Origin of the sequence: uncultured Flavonifractor sp. (assembly GCF_944387675.1) — a bacterium.
Lineage (GTDB): Bacteria > Bacillota > Clostridia > Oscillospirales > Oscillospiraceae > Flavonifractor.
The window spans coordinates 1-23,591 of the sequence record NZ_CALXFV010000024.1; the positions used below are offsets into that span (position 1 = coordinate 1).

The following is a 23,591-nucleotide window of genomic DNA, read 5'->3' on the forward strand; positions in this document are numbered from 1 at the left end:
AATACAGTTATACTGCCCCAGTGTGCCTGTTTCTACCCAAGTATCCCCCAGTTTATATTTGGCGCCAAGGGATTCCGCAGCGTCCTCAACAATCAACGCCCCGTGCCGGTCCGCGATGGCTTTGATCTCTTCCATTTTTCCGGGCGTACCATAGAGATGTGCCACAACAATGAGCTTTACATCCGGATACAACTCGAAAGCCTTTTCCAATGCCTCCGGACTCATATTCCATGTATCGGATTCGGTATCAATAAACACGGCCTCGCCATCTTCGTAAGCAACCGGATTGATACTGGCGTCAAATGTCATATCCGAACAAAATACCCGACGTCCCTGGAGGGTTCCCTGATTCGGGCGGGCTTGTCCGTACAACTTCTCTCCAGCCAGTTTAGTGGCAAGATGGAGCGCCGCAGTCCCTGCGGAGAGTGCCACAGCATAGTTGCAGCCCACATATTCTGCAATCTGTTTCTCAACTTCGTTGATATTCTCTCCCACTGTGGACACCCAGTTGGTACAAATCGCTTCATCCACCCATCTCTGCTCTTCCCCATGCATAGTAGGCGTAGAAAGCCAAACTTTATGCTCAAACGGTCTGAGTCCTACAAATCTGGGGTCCTTCATAAAATCATGCATTCCATCTACTTCCTTCAATTCCCGACTATATCTCTTAAACTTTTAAACCTTCCCTATTTAAAATGATTCTGCATATTAAGATCTGCTATGTTCCACGCTTTTGAGGCGGAATCGCAAATTACAAAGCTGTTTACTCAGCGAACATCATTATACCCTTTATTTGCTTCATATTCAAGACATGCGGCTTAGAAGATACACCGCAATCCCAACGAAATTTTGGAAAAAGTACAGGAACTTTCCCCTTTTTCATTCAAGTTCTTAACCTAGGTATACAGTTTCGGAATTCGGGACCATCGGCGGTATTCTCTGCCCGCTCATGTAAAAACCCGGCTGCGCCCTCTGGCGGCAGTCGGGTTTTTCTTAAACGGATTCATGCCTTCGCCGCCGGCTGGCACAGGGTCTCCGCCCAACGGCAGAGGCGCTGTACCTGCTCCTCGCCCAAGCGCCGGGAAACCACTTCCATGGCGGCGCCCAGATTGGGGGGGCGGTGCTGAAGGCTATGACAGTCCGAGGCCAGCAAATGGACCTGCCCTCGGCCAATCATTTGCAGCGCCTTTCTGCGGGCAAAGGGCTTAAGCAAAATGCCGGCACTCACCTGAATAGGGACGCCCATCCGCAGCAGCTCGGTAATATGCTCCGGCCGCTGGTCGTTCCAATACCGGTCCAGATGGGCAATGACCGGGGTATACTCTCCCCGGCTGAGCAGGTCATAGATCTGGTGGATCATCTGATCGCTCCACGGCGTGCAGGGCAGCTCCAGCAAAAAATAGCGGCTTTCACCCAAACAGAGCTCCGCCAGCTCCTCCCGGTCGGCCAGATTGGGCAGCCACGCTACCTCTGCACCCAGTTCCCACTTGGGCAGTGCGGCCCGTTCCTCCGCCGGCAGCCGGTCCGCCGCCGCCTCCAGACGGGCAAGCGCCCGCTGGCGCCGCCCTAAAAAGGTTTTGGCATCCTCACGGTCACGATAGAAATGGGACGTAAGCACCACCCGGTCTACCCCCTGGGCCTTTTCCATCCGCAGCAGCTCCAGGCTGGTCTCCGTGTCCCGGGCTCCGTCGTCTATGCCGGGCAGGATATGGGTGTGCAGGTCAATCACGGTTATTCGCCCTCGCTTTCCTCTTTGTGGCCGTCAGAGTGGCTCTCATAGCCATATCCATAACCGTATCGCTTATACTTCCGGTATCCGTACTTCCCGGACCTGCCCCAGTCGGCATCCACGCCGTTGAGTACAAAGCCCAGGACCTTCACCTTGGCATACTCCAGCTGCTCGGTGGCCTGCTGCACGCTCCAGCGCTCGGAGTGGCCTGCGCGCACCACAAACAGAACCCCGTCGCTCCCCACCCGGGAGGCCAGCACCACCGAGTCCGTAACCACGTTGACAGGCGGCGTATCCAAAATAATATAGTCGTAGAGCTTGCGCATCTCCTCCAACAGCGCGGCCATGCGCTTGGAACCCAGCAGCTCCGAGGGATTGGGGGGAATATCGCCCGCCGTCATTACATGCAGCTTGGGTACACTGGTGGGAGAGATGGCCTGCTCCACCAGCTTAGCGTCCACCAACACATTACTCAGCCCGGGACTGCCCTTCAGTTCCAGCAGGCTGGCCAGCTTGGGCCGGCGCATATCGCAGTCGATCAGAAGCACCTTCCGGTCGGTCATGGCAAAGGAGATGGCCAAATTCACCGTGGTGGTGCTCTTTCCTTCACTGGCCATGGCGGAGGTCACCTGAATGACCTTACTCTCCTCCTCACCGGTAAGGGAGAAGATCACGTTGCTTCGCAAGGTCTTGTATGCCTCCTGGATGAAAAAGTCATCCTTCATGGTAAGCAGATGGCTGCGCTCCTCCAAAATGGACAGGTTGTCCCCTTCCCGCTCCCAGGAACGTCTGGAGGACTTATTGCCGCCCCGCTTCTTCCAGGATATAATCATGCGCCATGTCCTCCTTTCCGTCCGCCGTCTGCCGCACTTCTGCCGGAAGCGTACCTGTTCTGCTTCTTCTCCTGGGTAAAGACCGGAATACGGCCCAACACCGGCAGGCTGGAAATCTCCATCAGATCCTCCTCATTCTTCACCCGCACATCCAGCAGGTCCCGCACGGTGAGGAAAGCTACAGACAGGAAACCGCCCAACAGAATACCTACCAGGGTGTTCTTCAAAACACTGGGCGAGGAGGGCTTGGTGGGAACTTTGGCGAAATCCACAATCTTGGTGGAGCTGCCCTCAATAAAGCTGGTAATCTCCCCAGGGGCCACCTCGGCAATGGTGTTGGCAAGATACGCGGCAATTTCCGGGTCCGGATGGGTAATAAATATGTTGAAAAACTCCGTGTCGTCCACCTGAGCGGTAGACATCATCTCCCGGATCTCATCCGCAGTGATGTCCAAATCAGCGCTGGCCGCTACTTTTTCCAACACGGTGTTGCTGCGAATGATATTAATGTAGGTGCTGACCAGCTGCTGAGAGGCTGTCAGGTTGCTGCTTGTGAGGTAGTCGCTCTGCTGCTGACCGACGTTGCTGTTGCTGACGTAGACGGTAACCTCCGCTTTATACAGAGGCGTAATGCAGTTCGCCGTAAAAAGCAGCGCGCCGCCGCCCACAACCAGCACGCTCAGAACAATGACCCACCAGTAGTGCAAATAGAGCCGCAGCAGCTTACCCAGGTCTATTTCCACGCCGTCGTTCCTTTTTTCCGTCATACCTTTTGCTCTTCTCCTTACTACTACTTTTCCACAATATGGTGCAATTTGTCTCCAAAGCAAACAGAAACCGTATGGCCCCCGCCCTGTACAGGTTCGCATAACTCCGGCGGAGAAAGCCATCTTTCAAAGCCATGCTGTAGTATTTTAGCACACATCTCCCCTATATTCAAGCACAGATTAGGCAAACTCTGCGGTAATTTGTAGAAAATGTCTGATAACCGGCCGTGTCCGACTCGGCAGCTAGCGCCGTCCGCCGCGTCCCCACCGCCACAGTCCGTAACCGGCCAGCGCCAGCATCATTCCCGCGGTGGAGCCGGCGCAGTCAATCCACACATCCCGCAGCATACTGCCCCGGCCGGGGGAAAAGCGCTGGATAGTCTCATCCAGCAGGGCGGTCAGCAGGCAGACGCCGCAGGCGGCCGCCAGCCGGACGGGCAGCCGCCATCTGCGGCAGCGGAGCAGGGCAGCCGTCCATACCGTCCCCAGCAGGGCAAACTCCGCCACATGGGCCAATTTGCGCAGCATAGTATGTCTGACGGCGGTAGGCACCTCAAAATAGTCAAACACCGCCCAGAGGTGAGACAACAGCTGACGGCTGCGCATAGCGGACTGGGACGCAGGCAGGGAGGAATTGCCCCAGATAAATAGTGTACAAGCAGCGATGCACAGGCACAGCAGCAGCCAGGGCAGCCATGATTTCTTTCCGGGAATTTTCATTGCAGGCTCTCCAGACATTGAACAGAACAGGCGCCGCTCCAAATGAGTGCGCCATGCTAACCAAAGGAATGGCACTATGGTATCACGAAGTGACGCCTGCCACAAGTCTTCGCCAATTTGTTTACTTTTTATTCAAATTTTATACTTCGCCGGTCTTCTATGAAGAGGGCCGGGACATCACGCCCCGGCCCTCCCGCTACGCTTGGTTGTAAAAAGAATGGAACCGCTCCCGGCGCCAGCCCCACTCCCCAATATTCGGGTCCCACCACAGGGCCGCATTGGCCCCCGGCGGCAACCGGACCAACAACTTCAAACAGCATCTCCCACCCGCCAGGGTGAGCACATACTCCCCCGGCGCCAGAAATCCGAAGCAAGCCTGGCGGGTACACAGCAAGTCCCGGCACCAGCAGTCGCAGCCCCGTCTCGGCCGCAGGCAGACCCAGTCCGTGGGACGGCAGCCCGCCAGGCACGCCGTCAATCCGCACAGCAGATAGGGCGGAAAAGCGCACAAGTTCTGCGTCTTTTCTTCTCCCCGGCCCAGGCAGAAGCGTTTCCCTGCCTGAAGCCAGCTTACTGCTCCATTTTTGCCTTGACCAGATACTGTCCGGCCGTGACGCCGCCGAACAGGTACATCCCCTGGTTGTTGGTTTTGGTGGTGGCAGCCAGGGTGTCCACATGGGTTTCCCCCGTACTGGTCACCTGATACAGCCCTACAAAGCAGCCGGCCACCGCCGTCCCGTTCTGGTCCTGAATCATACCGCTGATCGTGCCGTTATAAGTTCTGGCGTCCTGGACCATGGACACGCTCAGATTGACAATGGAGCCGTTTGCCACAGTGGCCAGGATGGGTCCGGCGGTGAGATAGCCGTCGGCGGACACCATCAGAGTGTATATCCCGTCGGCCACGTCATAGAATACAAATTCCCCATCGGCGGCGGTGTAGGTGACCGCCGCAACGGCGCCCAGTGCCAGCGTGGGCTCGGCGGCACAGGTCAGATTCACCTGGGTGGTGTCACCGGAATTGACCACTACCCCACCGGCTGACTGAGCAGATAGCCATCCGCCACGGCAGAGATGGTATAGCTTCCCACCGGCACATCGGCCAGGGTATACTGGCCGGAGGCATCGGTCAAGGTGTGCTGGAACGGATCGCCCAAGCTGTCAAACAGCTTTACGGTGGCATCCGGGATGGGATTGACACCGTCGGTGACGGTGCCATATACGGTAGCGGCAGGGGGCGGAGCGGGCATCAGGCTCAGGCTGACGTCCACCTCCTGGGTACCCTGTACCGCAAAGTCGGCGCTGTATTCCAGGCCATACAGGTCCTGCTTGATATCAGCCGTATAAAAAGATTGCTTCGGCAGCGGCCCTCCCACGGGACCGCCGCAGTCTATTCACCGGAAGGCGTGCCGGCTCTGCCGGCAGGCACGCCGATGAGCAGGCCCACGCAGCCTGACACAAAGTCCCGGAACTGAGCCACCGTGGCGGTGGCCGAGTCAGACCCTGCCATTGCCGGGTCCTCCGGCGGCAGATTGCGCAGTGCCAGCAGAATAACCAGGCAAAACAGGCCAATGGCGGCAGCCGCCGCCACCAGATGGTCCCCCGGCCCGTCTCCCGCTTTTCCCGCCGGCCGTCTCCCCCTGGCGCTGAGAAAATAACCAAAAATTGCCGCCGAGGCGGTGCGCACAATTACGTCGATGTCGCCGCTTTGGGGACTGCCTGGCGCACCGGCAAACAGGCTGTATGCCGACTGCCCCAACAGGATGGCCATAAATAGGATCAGACACCGGTCGGTGAGCGGAATACCGGAAACCGCCTGTCTCAGCCGCCTCCAGCCGCTTCGCAGCCAATCCATCACAGCGTTTCCCTCCCCGTGCGTCAGGCGGCGGACCACCGCCGCGCACATTCCATCCTATGCAAACCGCTCCCCTCCGGTTCCGTTCCACACGGAAAAAGTCCCGGACCGCCGGTCCGGGACTCAGGAAGAAAAGAACAGCCGCACCGCCCAAGCGGCGGCCAAAAAGCCGGCCAGGTCGGCGCACAGCGCCGCGGGTACGGCATAGCGGGTTTTGACAATGCCGGCAGCGCCGAAGTAAACCGCGATGGTATAAAAGGTAGTCTCGGTAGAGCCCAGCATCACCGCGGCGGTGCGCCCCACCAGGGAGTCCGGGCCGTAGGCCGAGATCAGCTCCGCCCCTACCCCCAGGGCGGCCGAACCACTCACCGGGCGCACCAGCATCAGCCCCACCGTCTCCGGTGGAATTCCCACCGCCTCCAGGACCGGCGCCAGGATGCCGGAGGCCAGCTCCAGAGCGCCGGAGGCCCGGAGCATATATACCGCCGGCAGCAGCGCCGCCAGCGCCGGGACGATCCGCAGCAGTACCCCCAGTCCCTCTCCCGCCCCGGACAGCAGCGCGTCGTACACATCCACCCGCCGGGCCATACCGTACAAGGCCGTCCCCGCCAGAATCAGAGGCACCAGCATGGAAACCAGCAGTTCCACTTCAGTCCCTCCACAGCTTGGACAGTCCCCAAGCCGCCAAAATCCCGGCGCATACCGACAGGGCCGAGGCCAGCCACACCGCCGGAAGGATATCGAAGGGGGTCCGGCATCCCGCAGCCGCCCGCACCCCGGCCACAGTGGTTGGGATGAGCTGAATGGAGGCCGTGTTGCACACCACCAACATACACAGCCCGTCGCTGGCCACTCCCGGCGTGCGCCGGCTCATCAGCCGGGCCGCCCGAATTCCCAGGGGGGTGGCTGCATTGCCCAGCCCCAGCAGATTGGCGGACACATTGGCCGAAATGCTGTCCATCACCTCCCGGTCCCGGGCAAAGGCGGGATAGAGCCGCCCAAGCACCGGCCTCAGCAGCCGGGACAGCCCCTCCGCCAGGCCGGAGCGGCGCATCACCTCCATTACCCCCATCCATAGGCAGAGTATTCCCGCCATGGACAGGCTCAGTTCCACCGCCGCCGCCGCACCCTCCACGGCGGCCGCAGCCACCTGAGTCCCACTCCCCTGGGCCAGTCCGCACAGGATGGACACCACTACCATCCCCGTCCAGATTGCCGCCATCGCCATCCATTTCCACCTCCTGTCTCTCCCTCCATTTATACGGATTGTCCGTTCAAAACATGCCTGCCAGTTCACATAAAGTTTTCTTAAGATTTCCAGAATGAGATTGACATTTGAATACGATATGTTATAATCATGTCAGTTTATAGATAATGAAGGGAAATTTTGGGAACAAATTGGGAAAGGAAGTAACTATCGTATGAAGTCAACCGGCATTGTGCGCAAGGTGGACGAGCTGGGGCGAATCGTCTTACCTATTGAACTGCGTCGCACCCTGGACATCGCGGAGAAGGACTCTTTGGAGATCTATGTGGACGGGTCCTCCATTGTACTGAAAAAGTACCAGCCCGCCTGTATTTTCTGTGATGACGCCAAGGATGTGATCAATTTTAAGGGAAAAAATGTATGCCCAAACTGCATCCGGGAGTTGCAGCTGAAGTAATTCGCCTGATGTGCAGGAAAACCCCTTGCTTTTCCCAGAAAAGCAAGGGGTTTTCTCTGTTTTCTGTTCCCGTTTCCCATCGGGGCCCGCCTATAATTAACCTGCGTATATATTACATTCCGTAATATTTTCAGCCGAAAAAGGTGGTTCAGTCCGCCTCCAGGGACAGGGCGTACAGTTCATTTTTGGGCAAGCCGGTCTCCTTGGCGGCCTGCTTCACCGCGTCCCGAAGGGACTGGCCCGCCTCCCGCAGCTGGGCCACCCGGGCCAGGCCCTGCTCCAGGGTGAGCTCCTCCGCCCCGGTCTCCGGGGCGCCCTCCACCACCAGGACAAACTCTCCTCTGGGGGGATTGTCCTCGTACCACCGGAGAGCCTCTCCCAGGGTGGTGCGGCGTACCTCCTCATGGAGCTTGGTCAGCTCCCGGCACAGGGCAACCCGCCGCTCCGGCCCGAAGGCCGCCGTCAGGTCTTCCAGGGTGGCAGTCAACTTGTGGGGGGCCTCGTAGAAGATCATGGTCCGCCGCTCCCCTGCCAGCTCCGCCAGGTGGGCGCGGCGGTTTTTCTTGTTCATGGCCAGAAACCCCTCAAAGGTAAACCGGCCGGTGGGCAGGCCGGACACCGACAGGGCGGTGATCAGAGCGCAGGGGCCGGGGATGGCCACCACCTCCACCCCATTTTGGGCGCACAGGGCCACCAGCTCCTCTCCCGGGTCGGATACCGCCGGAGTACCGGCGTCGGTGACCAGGGCGCAGCTCTCCCCCGCCAGCAGCCGCTCCAGCACCGCCTGCCCCCCCGCCTGAGTGTTGTGGCGGTAGTAGGAGAGCAGGGGCTTTTTCAGCCCCAGGTGATTGAGCAGTTTCAGGGTCACCCGGGTGTCCTCGGCGGCAATAAAGTCCACTTCTCCCAGGGTCTCCGCCGCCCGGCGGGAGATATCCCCCAGGTTTCCGATGGGAGTGGGTACCAGGTATAATATTCCGGCCATATCAGTTCCTCCGGTCAATAATATTGACGGGCAGCACTTGCAGCCCCGGCTTACCCTGCCGCACCCCCTCCACCAATGCCGCCGAAGGGGGGATATCCGCCCGGTGCTGCACCAGCTGGAGGCGTTTGGGCTGGATGCCGCAGGCGGTCAGCTGAGCAAAGAGCTCCGCCAGCCGCTCCGGCCGGTGGACCAGGGCAAAGCGGCCGCCGTTGTTCAGCAGGCGCCCGGCAGCAGCGCACCAGTCCGTCAGGCATGCCTCCTCCATTCGGGCCGGGCCGCCGGAGGCCCCGCTCCCCGCCGGGAAGTAGGGCGGGTTGCAAACCACCAGACTGGCCGCCCCGGCAGGAAGGGATAGCGTACGGATGTCTCCGGTGAGAATGGTCCCCTTCAGGCCGTTTTCCGCCAGGTTGTCCCTGGCCAGCATCCCGTCCGCCTGGTTCCGCTCCACTCCGGTCAGGGCAAGCTCACCCTCCCGGGCGGCCAGCAGCAGAAGCAGGGCGCCGGCGCCACACCCCAGGTCCCACACCCGGTCCCGCCGCCGCAGGGTGGCAAAAGCGGCCAGCAGCAGGCTGTCCTGCCCCAGGGGGAAGCAGGTGTCCGACTGCCGGTACAGGTAGGGACCCAGCCGCTCCGGCACTCTCATCCCATCCCCTCCAGCAGCTGCCGGGTAATCCGGCCGGTGAGGCCCCAGATGGGGTACTCCGGCCAGTCGTACACCGGGACCGTCGCCCGGCCGCCCCGCCAGCGGTAACCCTGGGGAAAGCCCACCCGCTCGTAAGGAAAGTCCTCCCCCACCTGGGGGACCAGGTCATAGGTGTACACCGCCGGCGGGTGCTTCACCAGCCAGTCCACCGGCACGGTGAAAAACGTCTTCACCTCCGCTGGGCTGGGTACCACGGGGGCCTGGGGGTCCACAATTCCCAGAATGGGGTGCATGACAAAGCCCCCCTGATGGGTCACCAGGTCCAGAGCGGCCACCACCTCCACCGCCGGCTGCGGGATACCCAGCTCCTCCCAGGTCTCCCGCAGGGCGCAGGTCTCGGGGGTCTCCCCTGCCTCCATCCTGCCGCCGGGAAAGCATACCTCCCCCGGCTGGCGGCCCAGGGTGTCGGAGCGCACCTCATACAGCAGACTCAGCCCCTCCGGCCGCTCCACCAGCGGCACCAGCACCGCATATTGGGTGGTGATGTCCTGAATCTCAGGCACATGGCCCGCCCACCGGGCGCGGAAATCCTCAAGTCTCGCCATCTTCATCCTCCCGGCCCAGCAGATAATCGGTGGTCACGTGAAAATAGTCAGCCAGGGCAATCAAGGTCAGAGACGGAATATTAATATACCCATATTCCATCCGTTGATAGTGGCGATCGGTGCAGTTCAAAAGCTGGGCCATATCCACCTGCCGCAGATATTCCCGCTTCCGCAGTTCCCTTAGTCTTTCTCCAAAGGATTCCATAATCTTATCCATAATCACAATACCCCCTGGCCCGATATTTTATATGGTGTAAATGGCTGATTTCATGGAATTCCTCTATCCGCACTGTATCCGGCCCTGCATGGAGGCGGCGGCAGCCTTCGCCGCCGCCCACGCCGTTCTGCTGGGCCTGCGCACCGGAGCTGGATTGACACCGGCAGGCCGGCAGACAAACTACGACTCCGGCCGGGCAAAATGGGCCAGAGGGTCGGGACGGCTCCACAGCACCGTATGGCCGGCGGCCCGGCTCTTCTTCACGTCAATGAGCCGCTGGTTGGTGCTGCCCCGAAAAAGGGTCTGGTAGGACTTCTGGGCCAGCAGGAAGGGGCCGTCCACCAGCACGTCGGTCTGTTCCAGTAAATCCAGGGCGCCGGGCAGCTCCCCCTCCAGCAGTCTTTCATAAGTATACCCCGTATACACCCATACGTTCAAGCCCCTTTCCCGGGCCAACCTGGCCAGGGCGGCGCACGCCGCCCCCTGGCAGAAGGGCTCCCCTCCTGAAAGGGTGAGACCGTCGGTCAGGGGATTCTTCCCCATCTGCTCCGCCAGCTCCTCCAAACTCACCTCCCGGCCGCCGGCGGGGTCGTGGGTCTCCGGGTTATGGCAGCCGGGGCAGCGGTGGGGGCAGCCCTGGGTGAAGACGGTGAACCGCAGGCCGGGACCGTCTACAATGGAATCGGATACCGTACTGGCAATGCGCACAGCGCCTGCCTCCTTTCAAAAAACGGGCTGCCGCAGCAGCCCGTTTTGCTTATTGCTCGTCCACCACCTGGAAAATGTAAAACTTCAGGTAGAGGGACTGGTCGGCTCCCCACAGCACCGGATGGTCGGGGGACTGGGTGCGGTACTCCACCTGCCGCAGCCGGCGGCGGGCGTCCCGGGCGGCCTCTCCCACGGTCTTGGCAAACAAGTCCGGGGTCATAAAGTGGGAGCAGGAGCAGGTGGCCAGATACCCGCCGTTTTTCACCAGCCTGATACCCCGCAGGTTGATCTCCCGGTAGCCGGTGACCGCCTTCTTCACCGAGGCCCGGGACTTGGTAAAGGCGGGCGGGTCCAGGATGACCAGATCAAACTGCTCCCCCTGCTTTTCCAGTTGGGGCAGCAGCTCAAACACGTCCCGGCACTCAAACCGCACCCGGTCGCTCATGCCGTTGAGTTGAGCATTGCGGGCGGCCTGCTCCACCCCCAGCTGGGAGGCGTCCACACCCAGCACCTCCCTTGCCCCGCCCTTGGCGGCGTTGAGGGCAAAGGCCCCGGTGTGGGTGAAGCAGTCCAGCACCCGCCCGTCCCTGGCCAGGGGCTGGATGGCCAGCCGGTTGTACTTCTGATCCAGGAAAAAGCCGGTTTTCTGCCCCTCGGCCACATCCACCTGATAGCGGATTCCGTTCTCCACGATCTCCACCACCGGGTCAAAGGGTTCCGTCAGGAAACCCTTCACCCGCTCCATGCCCTCCTTCAGCCGCACCTTGGCGTCGCTGCGCTCATAGATGCCCCGGATGGCGATGCCATCCTCGGCCAGCACCTTCCCCAGAAGATCCAGGATGGTCCCCTTCAGCCGGTCAATGCCCAGGGCCAGGGACTCCACCACCAGTACGTCGGCAAACTTGTCCACCACCAGGCCGGGGAGGAAGTCGGCCTCCCCGAAGATGAGGCGGCAGGAGGCGGTATCCACCGTATCCTTGCGGTACTGCCAGGCCGCCCGCACCCGGCGCTCCAGGAAGGCGGCGTCAATGACCGCGTCCGGCCGCCGGGACAGAAGGCGCACCGCAATGGTGGAGGCCCGGTTGAGAAAGCCCGCCCCCAGGGGATAGCCGTTGTAGTCCTGGATGGCCACCACGTCCCCGTCGGCGGGATCGCCCAGGATCTCCCCAATCTCGTTGTCATAGATCCAGGGACCGCCTGCCTTGAAGGCCCGGCCCTCTCCCCGTTTCAGGCGGATGGTTCCATCTGTCATTTCCGTCATCCCCTTACACGCTGTGCTTCACCCGGTCGTGTTCTTCGGCCCGCTTGGCGTTGTTGAACCGGTCCAGGGTACCCACCAGGTAGCCGGTGATGCGGCGGATGCGCTCAAAGGGAACGCCGTCGGCCTCGGTGCGGCCGCAGCCGGGGCAGCGGTCCCCGATGATACCGGAAAAACCGCACACCGGGTCCCGGTCCACCGGATGGTTCACGCTGCCGTAGCCGATGCCGCTCTCCTTCATGCAGCGGATCACCTTCTCAAAGGCCTCCAGATTGTCGGTGGGGTCGCCGTCCATCTCGATGTAGCTGATATGTCCGGCGTTGGTGAGGGCGTGATAGGGCGCCTCAATCTGAATCTTGTCGTAGGCGGAGATGGGGTAATATACCGGCACGTGGAAGGAATTGGTGTAGTATTCCCGGTCGGTGATCCCCTCCATCACCCCGTAGCGGGCCTTGTCCAGCCGGACAAACCGGCCGGACAGCCCTTCGGCAGGGGTGGCCAGCAGGGAGAAGTTCAGCCCCCGTTTTCCGCTCTCCTTGTCCATCCGGGCGCGCATGTGGGAGATAATCTCCAGCCCCAGCACCCGGGCCTTCTCGCTCTCCCCGTGGTGGACGCCGATGAGGGCCTTCAGGGTCTCCGCCAGGCCGATGAAGCCCACGGATAGGGTGCCGTGGCGCAGTACCTGGCGCACCTCGTCCTCCCACTCCAGCTCGTCGCTGTCCAGCCACACCCCCTGTCCCATGAGGAAGGGGTAGTTGTACACATGCTTGCGGCACTGGATTTCGAACCGCTCCAGCAGCTGGTCCACGCACAGGTCCATCATCCGGTCCAGAGACTCGAAGAAGGCATTCACATCTCCCCTGGCCTTGATGGCCAGCCGGGGCAGATTGATGGTGGTGAAGCTCAGGTTGCCCCGGCCGTTGCAAATCTCCCGGCTGGGATCGTACACGTTGCCGATCACCCGGGTGCGGCAGCCCATGTAGGCGATCTCGGTCTCCGGATGGCCGGGCTTGTAGTATTGCAGGTTAAACGGCGCGTCAATAAAGGAGAAGTTGGGGAACAGCCGCTTGGCCGAGCAGCGGATGGCCAACTGGAACAGGTCGTAGTTAGGCTCCCCGGGGTTGTAGTTGACCCCCTCCTTCACCCGAAAGATCTGGATGGGGAAAATGGGGGTCTCTCCCCCGCCCAGCCCCGCCTCGGTGGCCAGCAGCACGTTTTTCATCACCATCCGCCCCTCGGGGGAGGTGTCCATGCCGTAGTTGATGGAAGAGAAGGGGGTCTGGGCGCCGGCCCGGGAGTGCATGGTGTTCAGGTTGTGGATCAGGGCCTCCATGGCCTGGTAGGTGGCCCGGTCGGTCTCTTTCACCGCCCGCTGGTGGGCAAACCGCTGGGCTTTTTCCACAGTGGCGGCGTCTCCAAAGGCGGGGACCAAAGCCGCCTGCTCGGCGGCGGCATAGTCCGCCCAGTTCTCCAGGGTAGGCGTAAGGCCCGTCTCCGCCTGAAGCTCCGCCATGAGCCGCTTCAGCTCCCCCTCCGGGTCCGCCCGGTCCTCCAGCAGCGCCAGCGCCCGGGCCAGATTCTGCCGGTACAGCCGCCGGAAGGTTTTGCGCACCCCGTCGGCCATGCCATAGTCAAAATTCACCACGCTCTGGCCGCCGTGCTGGTCGTTTTGGTTGGACTGGATGGCAATGCAGCACAGCGCGGCGTAGGAGGAGATGTCGTTGGGCTCCCGCAGGGTGCCGTGGCCGGTGGAAAAGCCGCCCCGGAACAGTTTCTGAATGTCAATCTGGCAGCAGGTGGTGGTGAGGGTAAGGAAATCCAAATCGTGGATGTGAATGTCTCCCTCCCGGTGCGCCCGGGCGTGGTCGGGATTGAGCACGAACATGTCGTAAAACTGTTTGGCCCCCTCCGAGCCGAACTTCAGCATGGAACCCATGGCGGTGTCCCCGTCGATGTTGGCGTTCTCCCGCTTCAGATCGGACTCCTTGGCGGCGGAGAAGGTGATGTCCTCATAGGTCTTCATCAGCCGGGTATTCATCTCCCGAGCTCGGCTGCGCTCCTCCCGGTAGAGGATGTAGGCCTTGGCGGTCTGCACATAGCCGTTGTCCATCAGCACCCGCTCCACCAGGTCCTGGATGTGCTCCACGTCGGGCTGCAGCTCCCCCTCCACCTCCAGGATGGAGAGCACCTCGTCCGCCAGGTGCTGGGCCACGTCCTCCTTGTCAGGCTTATAGGTGGCGCGAAAGGCCTTGTTGATGGCCTGGGCGATCTTATCCTCGTTAAATTCCGCCAAACGCCCGTCCCGCTTTCTGATCTTAGTGAGTGTCATTGCCATCCGTTCCTTTCCACGCCGCTGCTGCCGGCTCGGTTTCCGTCTCTTTTTTACACAATATCTTGTATCCGTATTTCCACACGGCAAATTCATGATACCGTATCTTGATACCCTCCGTCAAGGCACAAAACAAAAAGCGCGCCCCAAAAAGAGGGCGCGCTTTTTGGCTGTTTCGCTGATTTTCCAAAATTCGAGGCCGGGTACTTGACTGGCGGTCACAGCAGAATCAAGCCGTATGTCGCCGCCATTTTTTGCAGGAAGTCCTCCTCCAGGTCTCCGGTGCCGTCCCAAAAGGCCCGGCCCTGGTAGATCCGCAGGGCCTTCTCCAGCAGCTCCGGCACGTCGGAGAAGAGGCACAGGGCGTCCTTCACCACATATTGATTCTCGGCAAAGATGTCCAGATCGTCCTCCTCCAGCACCGCGATCTTCAAGGCACCCTGGGGGGCCTCCTCCTCGGCGGCCAGGATGTCCTCCATCAGATCGGGGGTACACTGGATCATCTCCCCCACATCCACATCCGGGGTAATAAACCGGGCCTCCTTCTCGCTGGCGCAGGGGATCACGTCCGGGTCCCGCTCCGCCGGGCGGAAGGCGGAGAAGTCCACCTTTGCCATGGCCCGCCGGATAGCTGAGATATGGGCCGGTCCGGAACCGCAGCAGCCGCCGAAGATCCGGGCGCCCGCCCCGGCAAAGGCCGGCACCAGGGCCGCCAGCTCCTCCGCCTCGCAGTAGCTGCCGGGCATGCCGGCGTTGGGCTTGGCGATTAGGGGTACTGTGGCATAGGCGGACAGGCGCTTGAGCTGCTCCGCCACGTCCGCCCCTCGGGCGCAGTTAAGGCCGAAGGCCGAAACCCCCATGCCCTGCATTACAATCATGGCCGCCAGCACGTCGGTACCATAGGGGGCGCGCCCCTCCTCATCGCAGGTAAAGCTCACCCAAACCGGCTTGTCCGACACACTCCGGCAGGCCAGCACCGCCGCCCGGGCCTCCGCCATGCTGATCATGGTTTCCACTACAAACAGGTCCACCCCGGCCTGGGCCAGGGCAGCCGCCTGCTCCGTGTAAATGGCCACCAGCTCCTCGAAGCTGCTCTCTCCAAAGGGGGGCAGAGACAGGCCCAGAGGGGCCAGGTCCCCCGCCACCAGGCACCTGCCCTCCGCCGCCTGCCGGGTGAGCGCCACCAGCCGCTGGTTGTACTCGGCCACCCGGGTAAAGGCGCCGCAGCGGCTCAGCCCCACCCGGTTGGCCCCGAAGGTGGGGGTTAGCAGAATCTGACTGCCCGCCTGCACATAGGCCCGCTGAATCTCCAGCAGCACCTCCGGATGGTCCAGCACCCACTGCTCTGTGGAGACTCCTGCGGGCATGCCCCGGGCCATCAGCTGGGTGCCGGTGGCCCCGTCCATCAGTATGGGCAGGGATAAGGGAAGGGTGTCCATATCGTTTTCGTTCCTCCTGTTGCTCCAAAAGCGGACCGGTCCGCCCGCTCAGATCAATCAAATTTCTTTCCGCTTAAAAAAATGACCACACCCTCGGTGTGGTCATTTTTTGGTACGCCCGAAGGGACTCGAACCCCCAGCCTTCAGAACCGGAATCTGACGCTCTATCCAATTGCGCTACGGGCGCGCAGGACACGTCTCATTTCACGTGCCTAATTATTATAGCAACCTTTTCCCCATTTGTAAAGAGCTTTTTTCTCTTTTTCCAAATCTCACTCCAGCGCCCCGGGGAGGAAGGCCTGGTAAGGCAGCACCCCCGCCAATTCCATCAACAGGTCGGAGAAGCCGCCGCTGCCGTCGTATCCCATACCGGGGGTGTGCAGCTCTCCCCCGCTCTGAGGCGGCTTGATGGGCAGGGACACCACCGCCCGGCAGCCCCGGTCCTCCTGCTGCTGAAGGACAATGGTGCCGCCGTGGCCCGCCGCAATGCTCCGGGCCACCCGCAGGCCCAGTCCGGGGCCGCCGGAGCGGGTGAGCAGGCCATGCTCCTCCGGCGGTCTGAGTCCAGGGCCATTGTCCCACACCGTCAGCACCGCCCGGTCCTGACGCACCGCCAGGCGCAGCCCCGCCTGGCCGCCTTTCCCCGCCGCCTTCACGGCGTTGGCGATCAGGCCCAGCAGCATCCGCCGCAGCATCCGTCCATCCCCCTGAAGCAGCAGACTGCTCCGCTCCTCTTCATAGGCAAAGGATACTCCCGCCTGCTCCGTCAGGCCGGACACCTGGCCGGCCAGCGTGCGGCACAAGCCGGCCAGATCCAAAATCTCCCGCTTTCCCTCCGGCTGGCCGCACCGGTCCAGTTCCAGATACTCCACATTGCCCAGCATCCGCATCATGCGGTACAAGCTTTGATACAAAATGGCCAGATAGGGCTCATACTGCTCCCCGCCCTTCTCCCGTACCACCGGCGTCAGCAGCTGAATGGCCGCGGCCAGATTGTTCATCTGCTCCCGGAACTGCTCCACCAGCAGCGGGCCGAGATCGCCCCGCTCCTCCTCCATCCGCACCGTCCCCTCCTCACGCGCCGCGTTCAGTTTGCCCTGGCGGAGCGATTCTCCCCCGCCGGAAAATTGGTAAGTTACAGTCAGTATATCAAACACGCCGCCTCCGGACAAGAAGAAATGTCGATTCATGTCGAAACTGCCACGTTTACCGATAATGCGCCCGTAATTTTATACAGTTTCCCCACTAAGTTTTCTGTTTTTTCTCTTTTCATTCTGGAAAGATTAGTCTATAATGAAAGCGCGTACGGAAGGATCGAGTTAAGACGCTAATTAGAACAAAGGAGAGATTCAATATGAGCATTAAAGTTGGCATTAACGGCTTTGGTCGCATTGGTCGTCTGGTATTCCGCGCCGGCATCAATCGTTCCGACATCGAGTTTGTCGGTATCAACGATCCCTTTATGACCCCCGACTACATGGCCTACATGCTCCGCTATGATACCATGCACGGCCAGTTTGACGGCACCATCGAGTACACCGACGACGCCATCATTGTCAACGGCAAGACCGTGAAGTTCTTTGCCTGCATGGATCCCAAGGACATTCCCTGGGGTGAGGTGGGCGCCGAGTACGTGGTGGAGTCCACCGGCGTGTTCCTGACCCAGGAGAAGGCCCAGGCTCACATTGACGCCGGCGCCAAGAAGGTGGTTATGTCCGCCCCCTCCAAGGATGCCACTCCCATGTTCGTGATGGGCGTCAACCACAACACCTACACCTCCGACATGAAGTTCGTATCCAACGCCTCCTGCACCACCAACTGCCTGGCCCCCATCGCCAAGGTGCTGCATGACAACTGGGGCATTACCGACGGCCTGATGACCACCGTCCACTCCACCACCGCCACCCAGAAGACCGTGGACGGCCCCTCCAAGAAGGATTGGCGCGGCGGCCGCGCCGCTGCCGGCAACATTATCCCCTCCTCCACCGGCGCCGCCAAGGCCGTGGGCAAGGTCATCCCCGAGCTCAACGGCAAGCTCACCGGCATGTCCATGCGTGTACCCACTCTGGACGTGTCCGTGGTTGACCTGACTGTCAACCTGGCCAAGCCCGCCAAGTACGACGAGATCTGCGCCGCTATGAAGGCCGCCTCCGAGGGCGAGCTGAAGGGCATCCTGGGCTACACCGAGGACGCCGTTGTCTCCTCCGACTTCCTGGGCGACGCCCGCACCTCCATCTTTGACGCCGGCGCCGGCATCGCGCTCACCGACACCTTCGTGAAGGTGGTTTCCTGGTATGACAACGAGTGGGGTTACTCCAACAAGGTGCTGGACCTCATCGCTCATATGTATTCCGTGGACCACAAGTAAGTGACAGTCCCAGCCTGAACAGCAAAAACCGGGACCCGCTCTGATGAGCGGGTCCCGGTTTTTTGCTGTTACGGACTGCCTGCCGCCCGGCACAGGGGAGCCAGGTCCTCCGCCAGCAGAAAGGTCCGGGCGCTGACGCTGTCCGCTGGTCCCTGGAAGGTAAGGACCGTTTCACCCTGAGCCGCCGACTGGACCTGAATGTCCAGCACCCTGCCGCCGTCGCCGTAGAAGGCACAGACAAGCCGGGCCTCCCCGCTTCTGTAATAGGAGAGCTGGCAGATCACCGCATCCCCAACTCTCTCCGCCGTGAGGTCTGCCTCCTCCGCCGCCTCCGGCAGCGGAACGGGCTGGCTCATGTGGGTCTGGTAGAGCTGGAGCAGCTCCACCAGCACCGCCCCGTCAGCGCAGGGGGCATATTCCGCCCCCACATAGCCGTGGGGAGCACTGCCCGGCTCATAATAGGGCTGGAACAGCTCATAAAAACAATAGTCGTTGGTAAACCACCCCAGACCATACTGCCCGCACATCTCCAGCACGTCACCGTAGTAGGCCAGGGCCGAGGCGTATTCCGTGCCCAGGCTAAAGGCCGCCCGCTCAATCCGGGTGGCGGAGCCGGGGGCAAAGCGGGCAATCTCTTCCCCCCATCGCTCCACCGTCTCCCGGTTGGACTGGTGCCAGACATGCGCCGTGGTATAGCTGACCGTCCCGGCGTCAATGGTAATCGGCCCCGTCAGGTCGCTGTTGGGGGAGATCATCACGTTGGAGGTCAGCCGCAGCTCCTTCTCCAGGGGCCCCTCCCCGCCCTCCAGGAACTGATCGTAGGCGGAGGGATACCACCACCGCTCTATCCCGTATTCCTCCGGCAGCTCCACATCCATGCCGCACCACTGTACCCACAGATCCCCTCCGCAGCGGATGGCCACCTGCTCCATATCCTCCTCCAGCACTACCGTGATTCTCTTATCGCTCTTGGCGTAGAGATAATAGCGGGAGAGGGGCTGGTCTTTCTCGTACCGGGCCTCCGCCAGCTCCTCGCTGTACAGGGTCTGCCCATCTCCCTGGACGGTCAGCGTTCCCGTTCCGCCAGTTTCGGACAGGTAGAGGCCTATTTTTGTGCCTGCCGGCAAATCTCCCTGGAGCACCAGCGGGCTTTCCGGGGAGATGGTGTCCTGCACAGCGTAATAGGTCACCGGGTAACCCGGTTTGAACATAGAATGGTTGTTATCATCAATGTTCTCACCCGCCACCGCCGTCATCTCCGCGTAGACGTAGGGCATTTCACAGAAGTTGGTGAGCATCTGTACGTTGTCAAACTGCTCCATGACCTCCTGTACCGGCCCGGCATTCTCAATGGTTTCCGCCCACTCGTTGGCAGCGGTGGGCTCGTAAAGGAGGAAGCGGTCCGGGTCCTCCTCTCGGATGGACCGGGTCAGCTCCCCGTAAACCGCCGCCACATCCTCATAGGTGTAGGGTGTGAAGGGCAGTCCGGTGCTCAAATTGCCGTTGGAGCACTCCCAGAGGGGCTGGAAGGACAGCACCGAGCTGGACACATCCCGATAGCGCCGGGCCAGCAGGCTCCACATCCGCATGGCCTCCGCCTGCCGCTCCGGGTTGGTAAACAGGTCAAACTCCCCTACGGAGGTGTAGCTGTCATTATCCGTCACCGTCCACCGGCCGGGCACCGTCATGGTAACCAGATTCAGGTGGATGCGCCAGCGGGCCGCCCAGGCCACCAGGGCATCCAGCTTCCGCAGATTCAGCAGATTGGCCTGCTCCACATTCCGGTCGAACAGCAGGTCGTAGGTGATGAGGTACCGGGCGCAGTTGAAGCCGTATTCCGACAGCTTGCGGGCATCCAGACTGAACCGGGTCACGTCAATTCCCGTCTGCTCATAGTCGCCCCCCACCACCGCGCCGTTCCACAGGGGCAGCTCTTCTCCCGCCGCCGGATCCGGCATGTCCGCCGTCGCTTCCAACAGCTCCGGCGTCAGGCAGCCGGTATACTGGGTCACCCGGGGGTCATCCCAGGGTACCAGGTACGCCTCCTCCATCCCCGGTGCGGAATCCAGAAAGCGGGTCAGGGCGGTCACCGCCTCCGTCCGGGTGAAGTCATCCGCCAGACGCATGGAGTTGCGCTCCGAGTCGTAGTCAAAGAGGGTCTCCCCGGTAACGGCCGAGCACCGGCCGAAGGAGTAGCGGTAGGCCACGCCCACCATATCCCAGCCGTCATACACATAGTCGGCGTCCCCAAAGCCCCCCAGGTCGTAGGGATAGGGGTTTGGAATCAGGGCGAAGGGGTCGTGGTCGGTATAGATGGAGTCGATCTCCTCCCAGCACGCCTCCCCTATCCTGCTGTTCAGGGGCCCCCAGTCGGTGTTGAACTCGCTGTATGCTCCGCCCAGGGTGACCACTGCGTACAGCAGGGCGCACATACCCTCCACCCGGGTCATCACCTGCCGGGAATTCCTGGCCTCAGGCAGCTGTTCCTGCCACGCCGCCAGCTTTGCGGCATCGGCCAGCTCTACCGCTGTGTCCAACATCTGGAAAAATTCTTGGTAGGTGATGGGCTTATCCGTGGGCTCCCCCAGCTCCGGGTAGGCCTGGGCGGAGAGTACCGGTTCCGCGGGCAGCTGGTCCCAAATGTAGAGTGCCTCCAGGGTCTGGTCGTACACACAGGAATCGGCGGCCGCCGTCATGTCCACATACTTTTTGCCGCCAATGGACACCCCCTCCATTTCCCGGCCCAGCAGCTGTTCCGCTGCGGTGCCAGGCAGATAGATGTGCCCTTCCTCGTCCTGCCAGCATTGGGCGGTGTACTGCGCTCCATTGCAGCTCACCCGCAGGGTACCCAGGTTGGTATACTCCCCCGCCGCCAGGCACACCGGGCAGGCCCCCCACAGCAACAGCAAACTCAGCACCAGGCCCATCAATCGCCGCGCTCTCATTTTTCTCTCCCCCCAGCGGATTCAGGATAAATCATTATATCCCATTTTCTCCCTTTCGACAAGACGCCGGGGCCTCCCGCTTCCGGCGGGAGGCCCCGGCTTTTGTGTTTGTCACCCCAGAGGGATGGAGACGGGCTGGTCCAGATTGGAGACGGTGGTGTAATCCAGGGTAAAGGTGACGGTCTCCCAGGGATAATCTGTCAGGAAATATTCAAACTGATATCTGCCCGGCGAATCCTCGTCGTCCATCATGCTGTAACCCCTGGTGTTGTGGACGCCCCCCTCCGGGTCGCGATACTCCAGCTCAAAGGGGGAACGGTACGCGGCGGCGTTCACCGTGACCACCCACTGCTCCCCCAGCTCCGCGATGTTGGTCCGCCGGACCGAGAGGCCGGTCATCGCCTCCGGCAGGGTACCGGTGTGGGTACCGTCGGCCAGGTTCACCGTGATGGGACGGGCTTCCTTGTCCAGCCATATCGCTCCGTCCAGATGCAGAGTCAGGTCCTCCACATCCTCCACAAAGTACAGGCTCTGGAAGTAGTAGGTGTAGAAGCCGTCCCCCTCTGCCCGGCCGGTGGCCGAAACCGAGCTGTCCACCGCCTCGTAAACCCTTCCGTCCCCGTCGGTGAAGTGGAACTCCAGGCTCTGGAGCCAGGCGGTGTTGTCTCCGTCGTCCTCCAGATAGAGGGCGGTTTTGGTGGGGGTGAGCTCCAGCCGGTCCACCAGCAGCCGCTGGCCGTCCAGCTCCACCCACCGGTCCACCGGAATCTCAACGGCCGGGGCGGTTCTGTCCGGGTCCAGGGCAATCTGGAAGGTGTAACTAAGATCCAGCCGTCTGCTCTCCCCTTCCAGGTCTGTACCCCACAGCTCCACATCCATGGTCAGCACCCGGGGCAGTTCCTCCAGCTCCTTGAAGTGGATTTCAAATCGCTTCAGCTCCTCTCCGCTGAAGGTGCTGCCCACCGAATAGCCGAAGAGAGGGGTTCCATCCTCGTCCTTCAAATGGCAGGAGGCACTGTAATAGGAGTATCCGCCTCCTTCCGTGCGGTAAAAGACCACCATCTGCTGCTCGTCGGCAATCACATAGTCCAGGGTAAGGGTAACGCCGTCACAGGTCTGGCTCTGGCCGATATACTGTACATAATCATGCTCCACCGCGGCGGACAGACTGGGGGAAACGGCCACCGCCGCCGCCAGTTCCCGCAGCACGGGGACGTTAGCGCAGGCCAGGGCAAAGGTGGGCATGGCGTTCACCGCCACCACGAAGGCGGCGCACACTCCCGCGGCGCTCCCCAGGGAAATCCCCCACCGCCTCCCGGCCCGGCGGCGGCGCGCCCTGTCCCTGGCCCGCAGGGCAGTCCCGTCCAGGGCGGAGGGGGGCTGGTCCAGCTCTCCGATCAGTGTCCAGTACTCCTGCTGTCTGTTCATGATGCTCCCTCCTCCTCCGTCAACTCCAGCTTCAGCAGCGCCAGCGCTCTCCGCTGCCGGGTGGATACCGTCCCACGGGGCAGCTCCAGGGCGGCGGCGGTCTCCTCCAGGGTCAGGCCAGTAAAATACCGCAGGACAATCACCTCCCGCAGCTGGGCGGGCAGGCGGCGGATGGCCTCCTTCAGCGGCAGGGCATCAAATTCCTCCCCGGCGCTCTCGGGCAGCTCCTCCACCGCCAACTCCCGCTTCCGCCGCCGCAGTTCATCCCGGCAGACATTGATGAGAATCCGTACCAGCCAGCTCTCCAGATACCGGCTCTCCCGCAGCTTCCGGTACCCAAGGTAACCCTTGTATACCGCCTCGTCCACCGCGTCAACGGCGGCGCTCTCGCTGCCCAGAGTGAGCAAAGCGGCCCGGTACAGCCTTCCCCGGGCGGCCTCCGCCCGCTCCAGATACTCCTGTTCCGTCAAGGTCCATCGCCTCCTCTCTGCCCATTAGACGCACTCTCGGGCCTGTTTGATTGCGCCCGGCAAAAAAAGGCCCCCGGAACGGTGTTCCGGGGGTCCAGGCAGGTTTGGCTTAGTACATGCCGCCCATGTCGGGAGCGGGAGCGGCGGGTGCGGGGGGCTGGGGCTTGTCGGCCACCAGAGACTCGGTGGTGAGCAGCACAGAGGCGATGGAGGCGGCGTTCTCCAGAGCGGAGCGGGTCACCTTGGTGGGGTCCACAATACCGGCGGAGATCATGTCCACGTACTCCTCGCTGTAGGCGTTGAAGCCGTAGCCCATCTTCTCGGCCTTCTTCACGTTCTCCAGCACCACGGAGCCGTCAATGCCGGCGTTGGCGGCAATCTGACGCATGGGCTCGGTGAGGGCCTTGGCAATGATACGCACGCCGGTCTTCTCGTCGCCCTCGGTCTCGTCCACCAGCTTCTCCACGGCGGGTACGGCGTTCACATAGGCGGTACCGCCGCCGGCCACGATGCCCTCTTCCACAGCGGCGCGGGTGGCGTTCAGGGCGTCCTCAATGCGGAGCTTCTTCTCCTTCATCTCCACCTCGGTGGCGGCGCCCACGCGGATGATAGCCACGCCGCCGGCCATCTT

General features: G+C 61.7%; 25 protein-coding genes and 1 tRNA gene. 2 read left to right on the top strand and 24 right to left on the bottom strand.

Features of this window, described 5'->3' with window-relative positions; translation table 11 throughout:
* The 10 genes from Q0J74_RS03975 to Q0J74_RS04020 all read right to left on the bottom strand — a co-directional run.
* On the bottom strand, positions 1-633 hold a 633-nt coding region (locus tag Q0J74_RS03975), incomplete at its 3' end, for a DegT/DnrJ/EryC1/StrS family aminotransferase (RefSeq protein ID WP_297210937.1).
* Between the two features lie 370 nt (positions 634-1,003).
* Complete coding sequence (locus Q0J74_RS03980) at positions 1,004-1,729, bottom strand: tyrosine-protein phosphatase (RefSeq protein ID WP_297210938.1); 726 nt, start codon at positions 1,727-1,729, stop codon at positions 1,004-1,006.
* A 2-nt stretch (positions 1,730-1,731) separates the two neighbouring features.
* Entirely contained in the window at positions 1,732-2,562 is an 831-nt protein-coding gene (locus Q0J74_RS03985; protein ID WP_297210942.1) for a CpsD/CapB family tyrosine-protein kinase, read from the bottom strand.
* Positions 2,559-3,329 carry a YveK family protein gene (locus tag Q0J74_RS03990; protein ID WP_297210945.1) on the bottom strand — a complete coding sequence of 257 codons (771 nt, stop codon included), beginning with the start codon at positions 3,327-3,329 and terminating at the stop codon, positions 2,559-2,561. The genes Q0J74_RS03985 and Q0J74_RS03990 overlap by 4 nt, the downstream gene beginning before the upstream one ends.
* 243 nt (positions 3,330-3,572) lie before the next feature.
* Positions 3,573-4,049, bottom strand: coding sequence for a VanZ family protein (locus Q0J74_RS03995; protein WP_297210948.1), 477 nt, complete (start codon positions 4,047-4,049; stop codon positions 3,573-3,575).
* A gap of 570 nt (positions 4,050-4,619) precedes the next feature.
* Positions 4,620-5,078, bottom strand: a complete 459-nt coding sequence (locus Q0J74_RS04000; protein WP_297210950.1) for a hypothetical protein — start codon at positions 5,076-5,078, stop codon at positions 4,620-4,622.
* Entirely contained in the window at positions 5,078-5,425 is a 348-nt protein-coding gene (locus tag Q0J74_RS04005) for a carboxypeptidase-like regulatory domain-containing protein (protein ID WP_297210952.1), read from the bottom strand. The genes Q0J74_RS04000 and Q0J74_RS04005 overlap by 1 nt, the downstream gene beginning before the upstream one ends.
* Positions 5,426-5,439: 14 nt before the next feature.
* Complete coding sequence (locus Q0J74_RS04010) at positions 5,440-5,907, bottom strand: hypothetical protein (RefSeq protein WP_363315550.1); 468 nt, start codon at positions 5,905-5,907, stop codon at positions 5,440-5,442.
* A gap of 120 nt (positions 5,908-6,027) precedes the next feature.
* Positions 6,028-6,552: a spore maturation protein gene (locus tag Q0J74_RS04015; protein ID WP_297210955.1), complete on the bottom strand. Its 525-nt coding sequence runs from the start codon at positions 6,550-6,552 to the stop codon at positions 6,028-6,030.
* Position 6,553: 1 nt separating this feature from the next.
* Positions 6,554-7,132, bottom strand: coding sequence for a spore maturation protein A (locus Q0J74_RS04020; RefSeq protein ID WP_297210958.1), 579 nt, complete (start codon positions 7,130-7,132; stop codon positions 6,554-6,556).
* Between the two features lie 193 nt (positions 7,133-7,325).
* On the opposite strand from Q0J74_RS04020, the gene Q0J74_RS04025 reads away from it, so the two are divergent.
* Positions 7,326-7,568: an AbrB/MazE/SpoVT family DNA-binding domain-containing protein gene (locus Q0J74_RS04025; RefSeq protein WP_087343726.1), complete on the top strand. Its 243-nt coding sequence runs from the start codon at positions 7,326-7,328 to the stop codon at positions 7,566-7,568.
* Between the two features lie 148 nt (positions 7,569-7,716).
* Here Q0J74_RS04025 and rsmI read toward each other — a convergent pair whose 3' ends face one another.
* The 10 genes from rsmI to Q0J74_RS04075 form a co-directional block, all read right to left on the bottom strand.
* Complete coding sequence (gene rsmI / locus Q0J74_RS04030; protein WP_297210961.1) at positions 7,717-8,550, bottom strand: 16S rRNA (cytidine(1402)-2'-O)-methyltransferase; 834 nt, start codon at positions 8,548-8,550, stop codon at positions 7,717-7,719.
* A 1-nt stretch (position 8,551) separates the two neighbouring features.
* Positions 8,552-9,193: a tRNA1(Val) (adenine(37)-N6)-methyltransferase gene (locus tag Q0J74_RS04035; RefSeq protein WP_297210964.1), complete on the bottom strand. Its 642-nt coding sequence runs from the start codon at positions 9,191-9,193 to the stop codon at positions 8,552-8,554.
* Positions 9,190-9,798, bottom strand: a complete 609-nt coding sequence (locus Q0J74_RS04040) for an NUDIX hydrolase (protein ID WP_297210967.1) — start codon at positions 9,796-9,798, stop codon at positions 9,190-9,192. The genes Q0J74_RS04035 and Q0J74_RS04040 overlap by 4 nt, the downstream gene beginning before the upstream one ends.
* Positions 9,785-10,015, bottom strand: coding sequence for a helix-turn-helix domain-containing protein (locus Q0J74_RS04045; protein ID WP_297210970.1), 231 nt, complete (start codon positions 10,013-10,015; stop codon positions 9,785-9,787). The genes Q0J74_RS04040 and Q0J74_RS04045 overlap by 14 nt, the downstream gene beginning before the upstream one ends.
* 180 nt (positions 10,016-10,195) lie before the next feature.
* Positions 10,196-10,723 (bottom strand): anaerobic ribonucleoside-triphosphate reductase activating protein, encoded by a 528-nt coding sequence (nrdG, locus tag Q0J74_RS04050; protein WP_297210973.1) that lies wholly within the window; start codon positions 10,721-10,723, stop codon positions 10,196-10,198.
* Between the two features lie 49 nt (positions 10,724-10,772).
* On the bottom strand, positions 10,773-11,975 hold the full coding sequence (locus Q0J74_RS04055) for a class I SAM-dependent rRNA methyltransferase (RefSeq protein ID WP_297210976.1): 1,203 nt from the start codon (positions 11,973-11,975) through the stop codon (positions 10,773-10,775).
* 13 nt (positions 11,976-11,988) lie between these two features.
* A complete protein-coding gene (locus Q0J74_RS04060) occupies positions 11,989-14,310 on the bottom strand; it encodes an anaerobic ribonucleoside triphosphate reductase (protein WP_297210979.1) in 2,322 nt (773 codons plus the stop codon).
* Positions 14,311-14,528: 218 nt separating this feature from the next.
* Positions 14,529-15,749 (bottom strand): homocysteine S-methyltransferase family protein, encoded by a 1,221-nt coding sequence (locus Q0J74_RS04065; protein WP_297210984.1) that lies wholly within the window; start codon positions 15,747-15,749, stop codon positions 14,529-14,531.
* 110 nt (positions 15,750-15,859) lie between these two features.
* Positions 15,860-15,936 (bottom strand) — tRNA-Arg (locus Q0J74_RS04070).
* Positions 15,937-16,021: 85 nt separating this feature from the next.
* Positions 16,022-16,906: a sensor histidine kinase gene (locus Q0J74_RS04075; RefSeq protein ID WP_297210987.1), complete on the bottom strand. Its 885-nt coding sequence runs from the start codon at positions 16,904-16,906 to the stop codon at positions 16,022-16,024.
* 197 nt (positions 16,907-17,103) lie between these two features.
* Here Q0J74_RS04075 and gap point away from each other — a divergent pair, with 197 nt between their 5' ends.
* On the top strand, positions 17,104-18,117 hold the full coding sequence (gene gap, locus Q0J74_RS04080; protein ID WP_297210990.1) for a type I glyceraldehyde-3-phosphate dehydrogenase: 1,014 nt from the start codon (positions 17,104-17,106) through the stop codon (positions 18,115-18,117).
* Positions 18,118-18,185: 68 nt separating this feature from the next.
* Here gap and Q0J74_RS04085 read toward each other — a convergent pair whose 3' ends face one another.
* The 4 genes from Q0J74_RS04085 to Q0J74_RS04100 form a co-directional block, all read right to left on the bottom strand.
* On the bottom strand, positions 18,186-21,062 hold the full coding sequence (locus Q0J74_RS04085; RefSeq protein ID WP_297210992.1) for a hypothetical protein: 2,877 nt from the start codon (positions 21,060-21,062) through the stop codon (positions 18,186-18,188).
* Between the two features lie 111 nt (positions 21,063-21,173).
* Positions 21,174-22,490, bottom strand: a complete 1,317-nt coding sequence (locus Q0J74_RS04090) for a DUF4179 domain-containing protein (protein WP_297210994.1) — start codon at positions 22,488-22,490, stop codon at positions 21,174-21,176.
* Positions 22,487-22,960, bottom strand: coding sequence for an RNA polymerase sigma factor (locus tag Q0J74_RS04095; protein WP_297210997.1), 474 nt, complete (start codon positions 22,958-22,960; stop codon positions 22,487-22,489). Before Q0J74_RS04095 ends, Q0J74_RS04090 begins: the two co-directional genes overlap by 4 nt.
* 109 nt (positions 22,961-23,069) lie before the next feature.
* A partial coding sequence (locus Q0J74_RS04100) for a TCP-1/cpn60 chaperonin family protein (RefSeq protein WP_297210999.1) occupies positions 23,070-23,591 on the bottom strand: 522 nt, incomplete at its 5' end.